10 protein-coding genes and 1 tRNA gene are annotated in these 12,562 nt (G+C 46.2%); 8 read left to right on the top strand and 3 right to left on the bottom strand.

From position 1 onward, the window contains the following. Positions 1-5 precede the first annotated feature (5 nt). The gene (locus H6570_03205; GenBank protein ID MCB9318264.1) at positions 6-383 is read left to right on the top strand and encodes a VOC family protein; all 378 of its coding nucleotides are present in this window, start codon (positions 6-8) and stop codon (positions 381-383) included. A 350-nt stretch (positions 384-733) separates the two neighbouring features. On the opposite strand, the gene H6570_03200 is transcribed toward H6570_03205, so the two are convergent. Next, positions 734-1,591: a hypothetical protein gene (locus H6570_03200; GenBank protein MCB9318263.1), complete on the bottom strand. Its 858-nt coding sequence runs from the start codon at positions 1,589-1,591 to the stop codon at positions 734-736. A 326-nt stretch (positions 1,592-1,917) separates the two neighbouring features. On the opposite strand from H6570_03200, the gene H6570_03195 reads away from it, so the two are divergent. From H6570_03195 to H6570_03165, 7 genes are all read left to right on the top strand, one after another. Beyond that, positions 1,918-2,379 (top strand): hypothetical protein, encoded by a 462-nt coding sequence (locus tag H6570_03195; GenBank protein ID MCB9318262.1) that lies wholly within the window; start codon positions 1,918-1,920, stop codon positions 2,377-2,379. A 121-nt stretch (positions 2,380-2,500) separates the two neighbouring features. Then, positions 2,501-4,150, top strand: coding sequence for a hypothetical protein (locus tag H6570_03190; protein MCB9318261.1), 1,650 nt, complete (start codon positions 2,501-2,503; stop codon positions 4,148-4,150). Then, the gene (locus tag H6570_03185; protein ID MCB9318260.1) at positions 4,147-4,683 is read left to right on the top strand and encodes a GNAT family N-acetyltransferase; all 537 of its coding nucleotides are present in this window, start codon (positions 4,147-4,149) and stop codon (positions 4,681-4,683) included. The genes H6570_03190 and H6570_03185 overlap by 4 nt, the downstream gene beginning before the upstream one ends. Positions 4,684-4,845: 162 nt before the next feature. Then, positions 4,846-6,135 carry an amino acid permease gene (locus H6570_03180; GenBank protein MCB9318259.1) on the top strand — a complete coding sequence of 430 codons (1,290 nt, stop codon included), beginning with the start codon at positions 4,846-4,848 and terminating at the stop codon, positions 6,133-6,135. Positions 6,136-6,141: 6 nt separating this feature from the next. Next, on the top strand, positions 6,142-7,047 hold the full coding sequence (locus tag H6570_03175; GenBank protein ID MCB9318258.1) for a mechanosensitive ion channel family protein: 906 nt from the start codon (positions 6,142-6,144) through the stop codon (positions 7,045-7,047). Positions 7,048-7,102: 55 nt separating this feature from the next. Further along, positions 7,103-7,945, top strand: a complete 843-nt coding sequence (locus tag H6570_03170; protein MCB9318257.1) for an alpha/beta hydrolase — start codon at positions 7,103-7,105, stop codon at positions 7,943-7,945. Positions 7,946-8,054: 109 nt separating this feature from the next. Beyond that, complete coding sequence (locus tag H6570_03165; GenBank protein MCB9318256.1) at positions 8,055-8,750, top strand: hypothetical protein; 696 nt, start codon at positions 8,055-8,057, stop codon at positions 8,748-8,750. A 1,209-nt stretch (positions 8,751-9,959) separates the two neighbouring features. Here H6570_03165 and H6570_03160 read toward each other — a convergent pair. Beyond that, positions 9,960-10,031 (bottom strand) — tRNA-Glu (locus H6570_03160). A 101-nt stretch (positions 10,032-10,132) separates the two neighbouring features. After that, the gene (locus tag H6570_03155; GenBank protein MCB9318255.1) at positions 10,133-12,547 is read right to left on the bottom strand and encodes a choice-of-anchor B family protein; all 2,415 of its coding nucleotides are present in this window, start codon (positions 12,545-12,547) and stop codon (positions 10,133-10,135) included. Positions 12,548-12,562: the final 15 nt, after the last annotated feature.

Genomic DNA, 12,562 nt, shown 5'->3' with positions numbered 1-12,562 from the left:
CATCAATGAAGAGAGTAACTGGTATCGGTGGCATCTTTTTTAAATGCAAGGATCCCGACCAAATGAAAGAATGGTATAAAACCCATCTTGGATTCAAAGCCGACCCTTATGGGGTACAGTTTGAATGGCGCGACGAGGAAGACCCTTCCAAAAAAGGTTCTACGGTGTGGAGCCCATTCCCGGAAAAGACCGGCTATTTTGCACCCTCAGAAAAGGATTTCATGATCAACTACCGCGTCGAAAATCTGGAAGAGCTCGTTACGGCACTTAAGGAGGAAGGCGTAACCATCGTGGATGATCTGGCAACCTACGATTACGGTAAATTCATCCATATCCTGGATCCGGAAGGCAATAAAATTGAATTGTGGGAGCCTATTGAATAAAATCAGTTCACCTCATTAGTTATGCAAATTAAATCCGGACAGCTTGCTTTAGATTAACGACCCGGATTGAAGAACATCGTGACTATCCAAGATATGCACCTGCTACTCCTATTACTGGAACCATATCCAATCTCTTCTATACGCCATAGCTTGCTATGGCTCCTCAGCAAATCACTTGCTCATCTTGCATAAATGTCCCTTGTCACGAATGCTATTGCATGATTTGGGTTGAATGTGCGCAGATAGTTTATTTATGGTTAACCACACAACACATCATATCAATAAAAAAATAAATCAAGTTCATAGCTGGAATGAACTTGATTTATCAAATAATTTATTCTTTCTTCTTATTATTGAATATTACCCATTGTGCAACTGGTGCATCCTCCAGTGGTACACTTCCAGCCAATATGAATAAATCCCTTGGTTATTTCTTCCAGGGTACATCCACTTTGTCCACTTGAGCAACTACAATTAGGGTCTCTTGTTTCCAATTTGGCATTCTCCTTCTTTACCGGAATGTTTAAATAGCAACCAAAACCTAAAAAATTCACCATTACCGGTTGGAGAATTCTATCATCACTAGAAAACAATTCATCATTGAATGACGAAATTTGCGCTTCCCGCATAATAAATTCTTTGTATAGCGCTTGTACTTCCGGTATATTTAATAAATAATTTGGTAATGGTTTCAATTCTTTCACTTCGGAATCATTATCTACTTTATTTATTCCAACTCCAAAATTTACAAACACAAGTTTTTCACCTTGCAAGGCTTTATCAACATCAGCAAATGGCACAATGATTTGTTCATTGTCAGCTCCCCACTTTCCTGTGCATGATTGCGGATCGTTTTCTGGACATGAAGAACACCCTACATTATCACTAATGTAAATCACATCGCACCCACCGGAACATTTACTGGTACACGTATATGTTTTCACATAGGAATAGGTACCTTCACCAAAATTATAGTCAATTAATCTCCAACCTGCCGGAAAATCAAAAGCAACTTCGCCCCTGGTGACATAATTTGAAATCGTTCCATCGGGAAATCTCAATCCGGCTATCGTTGCCCCATTCAATACTTCCGGGACCTTTTCGAATCCCACTTGTTCGGGTAAAATTTCTTGTTCAGTTTCAGAGACTTTGCATCCATGTGTAATAAGCAATAGGACTGCCATTACCCATAAAAGTAATTTTTTCATAACTCAAAGATTTAGTGGTAATCAAATCCTGAAAGGTAGTGCCAAGGTAGTGCCAAGGTAGTGCCAAGGTAGTGCCAATCAGCTTAACTGATTTCCAATATAGTAGAATTCCTGGTCAAGATCAAAATTTTAACATGTTCGTTTAAAGGAATCGAAGTCTTCAATTGGCTATCCGAATAATTAATTAATTTTCAACCCAAATCATGCAATAGACCCTTTCATTTACTACAGTATTGCTGTTGCAGGCAAAATTGGAAATGCATGAACAAATATGACACAACGCAACTAAAATTAATCCAGTGACAACATCGAATTAATACACAAACATGGCTAAACAAGATGTGCACCTGCTCCTGCCCTTCCTGGAACCATTCGACCCCGGCAAACGAGACCTGGTCTTATGGCTGCGTGATTTCGCCTGGGATCTTTGTCCGACCGCCAATGAATTGATCTACGATAATTACAATGCCGTTGCATTGGGATGGAGCCCCACGGACCGGCAGAGTCAAACGGCCTGCACGCTATCGATAGGTAGAACCAGCATGAATGTTCTTTTTGGATTTTACTGGGGCACTTCATTACAAGATCCGAATAAAGTCCTTCGTGGCGGGGGCAATCAATTCCGGTCTATTTTGGTGCCCGACCTGGACACCTTTCCGAAAAGGGCTGCGGAGCAACTGGTTCATGAAGCCTATACATTATCCCTATCCAAGGTAAAGGACTCCAGGCAGCTGATGGTAGGACAAACCATTGTCAAATCCATTTCGGCAAACAAAAGGGTAAAGTAATCCCGGTTAAAACCCGGCTCAGTGAATTAAAAAATAACGCGGGGTGTTATTAGTGAATTCTTACATTTTTTGATTTCCGTTTGCAGTTTCTTTATTTTCCTCTCCAGGAATTAAAGTCGTCATGAAAATCTGCTTATTCATCCTCTTTACCCTATTGATAGCGCTACCTATCCATGCGCAGGCATATCACGCGGGAGATTCCGTGGTCATTACCTGGAATAAAGGTAAAACGACTGTAAAAACCGACGAAGCCGGGTTATTGATCCTGAACATCTCACCCAAAGAACGGATGAGGATTAATAGACGGGGATGGGTGGAATACGGCGATTTTGGCGCTAAAGGGGATGGTCACTCCGACGACCTTACAGCAATCGCCGCGACGCATGCACTGGCCAACGAATTAACCTTGCCCGTTAAGGCAGCAGACAATGCTGTTTATTACATCGGAGGAAGTGCCCGGATAGCCATCATACGCACCGACACGGATTTTGGCTCAGCTTCATTTATCATCGATGATACCCGGGTGGAAAATCATAACGCACCGGTTTTTCTCGTCGAATCCAGCCTGCCTTCGTTCCATCCGGATGGGTTGACCACGTTAAAAAGAGACCAACAGCACCTTGACCTGGCACTGTCAGGGCCCTGTCTGATTTCCGTCACCAATGAACATGTTAAACACTACATCCGCTACGGATTGAATCAGGACAACGGTGCTTCCCAAACGGATATATTTTTGGTGGATGCGGATGGCAATGTCGATCAGAATGCCCCCATTCTCTGGGATTTTGATCAGATCACGGATGTCTCGGCGCAACCCATCGATATACAGCCCCTGATCATCCGGGGAGGTAGCTTTACCACGATTGCCAATCAAGCCGAATCCAAATACACGTACTACAGCCGTAACCTGGCGATTCGTCGTTCTAACGTCCAGTTGATCGGGCTGGAACACCGGATCGAAGGAGAAGGAGACCACGGAGCACCTTACGGAGGTTTTATCCATATCAGCGAATGCGTCAATGTGCAGGTGCGTAATACGATTTTAACCGGACATAAGACCTACCAAACCATAGGCTCAGCTGGGAAACCGGTTTCCATGGGTACCTACGACATCATCGTCAATCGTGCCCTGAATGTTTCTTTTGTCAACTGCCGGCAAACCAACGACATCGATGACCGCACCTTCTGGGGCATCATGGGTTCGAATTATTCAAAAAACCTGCTTTACGACAGTTGCATATTTTCCCGTTTTGATGCGCACAAAGGCGTCGCGAATGCGACCATCCGGAATTCAATCCTTGGGCACATGGGCATCAATGCCATCGGTAGCGGCACATTTATGGTTGATCATTGTACGATCCGAGGTAACAGCATCATCAACCTGCGTTCCGATTATGGAAGTACGTGGCAGGGTTGTTTTGTGATTCGCGATTGCACTTTCATACCTGCGGGAGGACGACCGGTCCAGGCGGCATTAATCAATGGATCCTACTCCGGACAGCATGATTTCGGCTACACCTGCTACATGCCGGAAAAGATTACCATCCAGAATCTCTTCATCGACGATACCAATCATCCGGAAAAATATCAGGGTCCGGCAATTTTTACCAATTTTAATCCGGATCGCACTAATGATTCGTATCTGGAACCATTCCCCTATATCCTGACCAAAGCGGTTATTCTGGAAAACGTGACCACTGCCAGCGGACTCGAATTGAGGCGAAGCGATAATCCGTTTATGTTTGATAAGGTAAAGATTATTAGTAAATGAAAATCAAAGCGGAGACGCCCCGGCTTATTTTACAGGAGATCGAATATTCCGATGCAGAGGATCTGTATGAAATGGATTCCGATCCGGAAGTGCATAAACTGATCGAAAAGAACCCGGTCAAATCCATGGAAGAAATGGAGCAGGTGATCCGGATGATCCAGGCACAATATCAGAAAAATGGAATCGGCCGGTGGGCGGTCGTGGATAAAATAACGCTTGAGTGTCTGGGATGGGCAGGATTGAGATTGGTGGAAGAACTAACTAACAACCGACGGCATTATTATGACCTGGGCTATCGCTTCAAACAAAAACACTGGGGTCAAGGCTATGCTACTGAAGCTTCAAAAGCATGCATTCAGTACGGCTTTGAGCACATAAATATGGATTTTATTGTGGCGATGGTGGATCCCCTCCATTACAGCTCAAAAAATGTACTTACCAAATTGGGGTTTACCTTCCGGGAAAGTTTTGATTATCATGGTGAACCGACAGAATGGTTTGAGCTCACAAAAAATACCTGGGCTGCAAGATGATTGCCCATTGGAATTAAACAATGATCGGATTTGAGGATCCATACAATTTAATCGTTATCCTTATATTAGGGAGACACGAATTCACCCCATCAGGCCATAATGATTTGAATATCATTTAATTATTCCTGATCATTTTATTTACGTACCAAAGCCAGTCGCGTGATAACAAAAAAGATCGGACTTAAAGAGGCTATGGCTATCGGCATCGGCGGCATGGTCGGCGGTGGGATCTTTGCGGTGCTGGGACTGGCTGTTTCCATCGCCAAAGGGGGAACTCCGGTTGCTTTCTTATTTGCCGGGATCCTGGCCCTGATCACCTCATACAGCTACACCAAGCTCTCGTTAAGCTATCCGGATCGCGGCGGGACGGTGAAATTCCTGAATGAGGGATTTGGTGAGTCCATTTTCAGCGGAGCCATCAATAACCTGTTGTGGATCAGCTACATCATCATGTTGTCACTCTATGCTTCAGCGTTTGGCTCTTACGCTCCTAATTTGTGGAGGATAACCGCCGACACCAACATCGATTTTCACATTTATGCGAGTGCGATCATTCTTTTCGCTACCCTGATCAATTATTACAGTATTGCTGTTGTAGGCAAAATAGAATCGTATGCGGTCATTATTAAGCTGATCATCTTGATTGGCTTTGTGGCCGTTGGCGCATACGGGCTGGCAGGCAACACCAACCTGGAACAGCTGTCCGTCCATAGTTGGGAAAACCCGGTTAAATTATTTGCCGGCGGCATGGTCATCTTTGTGGCCTACGAAGGATTTGAGCTCATAGCCAATGCAGCCCCTGACATTGTCAACCCCGGCAGGAATATTCCGCGAGCCTATTATTATTCAGTCTCCTTTGTTTTGGTTTTATACATCGTGATTGCTTTAGTGACGGTTGGCTCCCTACCCTTCGACCGGATCGCCAAGGCTCAGGATTATGTACTGGCAGAAGCTGCCAAGCCCATGCTGGGGCAAATCGGCTTCACCATCATCACCATCGCTGCCCTCATATCGACCTTCTCAGCCATCAATGCATCGCTATACGGAGGCAGTCAGGTCAATTATGAAATTGCCGAAGATGGGGAGCTGCCACACCACTGCCTGGCTAAATTGTGGGGTCAGCCAATAGGCTTAATGATTACTGGGGTAGCTACCCTGGTGCTGGTGAATCTGCTGGGACTGGAAAGCATCTCTACAGCAGGCAGCATCGGATTTATCCTCATTTTTGGCATCGTCAACCTGGTGGCTTACAAACGTTCCGGAGAGATCAGTGCCATCAGATCTTTACCTCTTTCCGGTGCCGTACTTTGTCTGGTCGCACTCATCATTCTGGTCCTCCAACAATTGCATTCCAATGTTACCGGAATAATTGTTTCTTTAGGGGTAATACTTTTTTGCTTCCTGCTGGAATGGATGTATAAAAAACAAAAATCAGGGAGCCCAATAAAATAATCCCGTATGGATCAAACGAAGAATTATATGGATCAAACCTGGCAGGAATTTCAACAGGTTATACTAGATCATATGCCCAAAATATTCATGGCCGTACTGGTGATCGTGCTGTTTACCTTTCTGGCCAGATGGGCTAAACGACTAAGCATCCGTATCTATACCCGAACATTCAAAAACAACAATCTCAACCTGGAACATATCATCGGTTCCTCGCTCTACTTCATCATCCTGCTGGCAGGTATTTTCTGGGCCATGCAGATACTTGGGCTAGAAAAACCCCTGGGAAACTTATTGACCGGGGCTGGAGTCATCGGGATCATTGCCGGCTTTGCATTTAAGGACATTGCATCCAACATTTTTGCCGGTCTGCTACTGGATATCCAGCGCCCCTATAAAGTGGGTGACTGGGTAGAGATCAACGGATCCTATGGTGTCGTGCTGGAGGTCGGCTGGATCACCACATCCATCAAAACCGTACCCGGCCAGGAAGTTTTTGTTCCAAACCAGATCATATACAGTGGAACTTTCACCAATTATTCGACCTGGGGCAAGCGACGGATCATTTTAAAAAGTGGTGTTTCGTATGGAGACGACCTCGCTCATGTCCGCGCGGTGGCTTTGGATGAAGTGAAAAATATTGAAGAGCTGCTCCCAGATGAAGGTGTTGATTTTTATTTCACCGATATCGGCAACTCAACGTATGACTTTATGCTACGCTATTGGGTAAAATTTGAATCCAACGACGACTTCTGTCGCGGTATGAATGACGCGATCATGCGCATCAAGAAACGGTTTGAACAGGAAAATATTTCCATAGCTTATCCGGTGACTACACTGGACTTTGGTGTAAAGGGAGGTGTGAATGTATTTGACAAAACGATTCAGGTCAAAACCGCGTCCGGTGGGCAATAGGTTTTTGCATTGAACCCAATAAGACCAAGTCAATGACCAAACAAAAAAATGAAGCATGCGGAATGGAATAATTTGGAGATCCATTTTCATAGCCATTGTCTTATTGGTAAATGCTACCTGGGCAGATGGCCAGCAGCTCCGCAAAGAGCACTTCTCCATCGGCGAAACCATTACATTCCGGTCAGAGGTCCTGGATGAATATCGCATTGTAAATATTTACCTGCCCGCCAATTATCACAACGATACCCTGAAACAATATCAGGTGATCTATCTTCTGGACGGCTCTGCAGACGAAGATTTCATTCACATCAGCGGCCTGGTTCAGTTTTGCACTTTCTCCTGGATCAGGATGATGCCTGAATCCATTGTGGTTGGAATTGCAAATGTAGATCGACAACGTGATTTCACTTACCCTTCCGGAGAGGAAATGGATCGGATTAAATTACCGACCTCGGGAGGATCGAAAGCATTTATTGAATTTCTGACCAGGGAGTTACCGGCCGTCATCCAACAGAATTATCGGGTCAATGGTGAAAAAACCCTGATTGGTCAATCGTTGGGAGGTCTGCTGGCCTCGGAGGTTCTCTTCAAAAATCCGGAAAGCTTCAATCGCTATATCATTATCAGTCCCAGCCTTTGGTGGGATGCTGAAAAATTGCTGCAGCTTACTTTGCAGCCCAAACTCCAGAACCAATCCGTATACATCGGTGTCGGCCAGGAAGGGCCGGTAATGGAGCGGCTGGCTCAAACCTTATTTTACAAATTGTCTCTGGAGAAGCCCCAACTGCAATTGTTTTTCCAATACTTTCCGGCCCAAAATCACGGTGATATCCTGCATCTAGCGGCCTACGATGCCTTTGCAAAACTCTTTAAGACGGAAGACCCGGGCAGGGAATAACCCAAAGAAGACGGATAGGATACCATCGATTTACACTTGTTTACATTCTTTTAAAGCATGCCCATCCCAATGCGTTTATTTTCGTGCAATGAATCCAAAAACAAAATCCATGCGACACCTAATTCTATTCTTTGCTATGCTATCCTTTCCCTTTCACAGCCATACTCAATCTCCGGCCTATGGCATCCTTCCAATCAATCAATCGGTCAAAAAAATAATCGCAAAAGAAGCATGCACCATCCAGGACATCCACCCTGGTTATCCCGCATCCTGGGTGAAAACATATGTAAGGTTGGATCTTGCCTTGACTCATCACGATGAAATAAAATATGCAATAGGCGATGGATTCAATTTGAGCCCGGCACAGAAACGTCTGCTTCAACAGGGTGAAACCGGTGATGATATTGTCATGACCATAACCTATTACCCCAACAATAACCTGTCTAAAGAGCAGAAAGAAATGCAGTTTACCATGCGGATCGTTCCGGATCATGATGCGGAATTTCAGGGCGGCAGGGAAGCCATGCAGCAATACCTGAAGGAAAAAGCCATAGATCAATTGGCCGGGTTGACCGATATACCTCAGGTGAGGATTCGATTCTCGGTTGATCCGGATGGGATTGTTCATCAGGCTTACCTCCTTCAACCCGCGCGTCAAAAAGAGGTGGATGCCATCTTGCTGAATGCAATATCAGAAATGCCCAGATGGATCCCTGCGACCAATGCAGATGGCCGGGCTTCCTGGCAGGAGTTTGAATTCATTGTCACCAACGATCTCTGCGCCTATAATACCCTGATGCAATAAAGAAAGCTCCCGGCCCATCAACAAAAAAGGAGTCACTTCTCAGCAACTCCTTCAATCCTTTGTAGCCCATAGGGAATCCCTGCTCTTTTATCGCAGGATATACTTCGATTCGCCATCGCCGCAGCGATGAGGCTGCTAACCGCAGCCAACCTATGGGCACCATTCCTTTCTCCCGGCCCATCAACAAAAAAGGAGCCACTTCCCAGCAACTCCTTCAATCCTTCGTAGCCCATAGGGGAATCCCTGCTCTTTTATCGCAGGATATACTTCGATTATTCATCGCCGCAGCGATGAGGCTGCTAACCGCAGCCAACCTATGGGCACCATTCCTTTCTCCCGGCTCATCAACAAAAAAGGAGCCACTTCTTAGCAACTCCTTCAATCCTTCGCAGCCCATAGGGGAATCCCTGCTCTTTTATCGCAGGATAAACTTCGATTATTCATCGCCGCAGCGATGAGGCTGCTAACCGCAGCCAACCTATGGGCACTTTTTCTTTCTCCTGGCCCATCAACAAAAAAGGAGTCACTTCTCAGCAACTCCTTCAATCCTTCGTAGCCCATAGGGGAATCCCTGCTCTTTTATCGCAGGATAAACTTCGATTATTCATCGCCTTAGCGATGAGGCTGCTAACCGCAGCCAACCTATGGGCACTTTTCCTTTCTCCTGGCCCATCAACAAAAAAGGAGTCACTTCTCAGCAACTCCTTCAATCCTTCGTAGCCCATAGGGGAATCCCTGCTCTTTTATCGCAGGATAAACTTCGATTATTCATCGCCTCAGCGATGAGGCTGCTAACCGCAGCCAACCTATGGGCACTTTTCCTTTCTCCTGGCCCATCAACAAAAAAGGAGTCACTTCTCAGCAACTCCTTCAATCCTTCGTAGCCCATAGGGGAATCCCTGCTCTTTTATCGCAGGATAAACTTCGATTATTCATCGCCGCAGCGATGAGGCTGCTAACCGCAGCCAACCTATGGGCACTTTTTCTTTCTCCTGGCCCATCAACAAAAAAGGAGTCACTTCTCAGCAACTCCTTCAATCCTTCGTAGCCCATAGGGGAATCCCTGCTCTTTTATCGCAGGATAAACTTCGATTATTCATCGCCTTAGCGATGAGGCTGCTAACCGCAGCCAACCTATGGGCACTTTTCCTTTCTCCTGGCCCATCAACAAAAAAGGAGTCACTTCTCAGCAACTCCTTCAATCCTTCGTAGCCCATAGGGGAATCGAACCCCTCTTTCCAGAATGAAAATCTGGCGTCCTAACCGATAGACGAATGGGCCTTTTTAAGGCAAATCTTCCACCTGCTTCCGGTGAAAGCGGAGGCAAATATAGAATGTTTTACTAAAAGTGTAAACAGGTCTCTTAAAAAAATTGTGGCGAATCAACGCTGAACAATCAGCTTTCGTGCCTGTGAAGAAAATCCGGGCCCTAGTAAAACGCCAAAATAAACTCCCCCGGTCACCACATCGGGAAGAAATAACTCTTCATTATCCGAAACCTGTCGCTCCAGGATGACCTGACCCTGCATATTCATTAATTGGAAAACGACCGGTCCCTCAGCATGGTGTAACTGGTACCGGATAACCAGTTTATCCCTGACCGGATTAGGGTAGGCCTGCCAGTCAAGACTTGCCATCCAGATTTCAGGCACGGAGGTCACGACCATCGCATGTTCAACGCTGAAGTTATCTACGCCCGCTTCTACCAGGTTTCCCAGCCCCTGGCCGGCCAGGTCGTTTGCAACAACGACACAGCGATAATTGCCATCGGGAAAGGCCGAGAGATCGTATCTGAAAGGACGCCATCCGTCCCAGGGATCCACATATTCCTCCAGTAATACCAGCTGGCCGGCCTGATTTTCAAGATAGACCTTTAGTGTATCATTTCCAGGAGTACCTGATGCAACCTGGTACCAAAGATTCAAAGATAATGCCGGTGAAAGACCTGCTTTAATCGAGAATGCCGGTGACCTCAGCCAGGAAGAGCCTTCATCCAGGTCAAATGCGCCGGCAGGTCCTATGCCATTGCCAGTGAGGTAACATTCACCGCCAGGATCATCACTATCGACTGGCGGATTAAGATCTTTACCATTAAATATGGTTCCTACCGGCACTTCACGAACCCATCCTCCACGAGAAGCTGTAGACTCAACTTCCCAACCCAGATCAACGGAAAAATCATCCGCAATACCCTGGTCCAATTCGATCACCAATGGCTCATTAAGTGCCGTAATTTCAAGCTGGATATGTCTGGTGATGTTCCCCCACTTCCCGGCCACGATCTCGTAATGCCCCACCGGTAGCGTGATTTCCGTCAATCCATTTTCACCGGACAAAACGGTCTCCACCAGGGCTCTGTCCTGATACAGGACCGTCGCACCGGCTATACCTTCCTGTGTTTGGGCAGCGACGATCTGGATCCGTGAGACGGTCTGTTGTTTGGGTACCAGTGCGATATTAACCAAGAGGGTGGTACCAGGTTCGCCAATTAACTTTCTTTGGACTATTTCATATCCGGGCCGGTAATACTCAACCGATAATGTATCACCTTCGGGATACCCCAACCGGTATTTCCCGGAGGCATCCGTCACCTGCTGATCCAGCCGGTCACCGGAGATGGTTATTTGAACATCATTCAAGAAGTCTCCCGTCATCGCATCGGTGATATGTCCTTCAATGTAATATGCCCGGCGATAATCCGGCTTCAGTATGTATAAGCCGGACTCGATATCGGATACCAGAATCAACCCGGAAGGCAACCAGGGATAAGCACCCCAATCCCCGTGATATCCACCATCATCACCAGGATACGTATCATAACTACCAACCTCCACCAGCAGATCAGGCCGATGGGCATCAATTATCTTTAGCCCGTCGGTATAATAGGAAACGACAAGGTACCCATCCTTATAGTGTACATTATGTGGTATAACCTGTTTGATGCGGGCATTGGGAGGCCGGTATTTGTCCAGGAAGCGAATGTCATGGACATTAGTAACATCGTATGCATCCACGTAAGCCTCAGCACGTTCATCCGTGGTAAACAGATAATGACCATCATCGCTGATCCAGGCATTGTGAGTGAACTCAGAGGTGGTAGGCTGGGTGGCTATCAGCAGTGGGTGTTGCTTGTCACTCAGGTCCCAAACAGAGAAAAACCCCGAGAAGATATCGGAACTGTAGGCCGTATCCTTACGAACAATGATATCGTGCGAAATGGAGGTGTTAAAAACATTTACGAACGCAGCCGAACCCGGGTTTGTGGTGATATCGAGAATGATATTCCCGCGGTACACATTGGCGCAATCGGCCAGGTAAAGGACTCCGTGTTCATCGATGAATAAATTATGACAATGATCGAGTGTTCCTTCCCGGACGATCGCTCCCTGGTCATCCCTTACCTGAATATTCTCATTCCAGAAGGTCCAGGTTATGGCTGAAGGTGCACCCGACATATCAATGATCAGCAGGCCATCCTTACCCTGGTCGGCTATTCCATACACATACGAACCATAACTTTTGAAGTCTCTCCAGATGGAGTTGGCACCAGGAATGAATTGTACTTCCTCCGGATGGGCCGGATCACTCAGGTCATATATGAGGGTTCCACCGGTAGCTCCGATGATTGCATATTCGCGGCCATCCTGTCCGGTAAAACCCCAAATGTCACTGAATTCTGAATCGGGGTACTGAACGTGTCCGATCAACTGAATGTTGAAGTTGGCCTGCCCGTCAAGATTTGCAAGGTACAAGCAGCAGAATCCTAGAAAGAGGTTGATTTTTGATCTGAGACGCATACGATGGTTTAATAA

Source organism: Lewinellaceae bacterium (assembly GCA_020636135.1).
Taxonomy (GTDB): Bacteria; Bacteroidota; Bacteroidia; order Chitinophagales; family Saprospiraceae; genus JAGQXC01.
The sequence above is the reverse complement of the archived record's forward strand: the minus strand, read 5'-3'. Positions and strand labels throughout refer to the sequence as shown.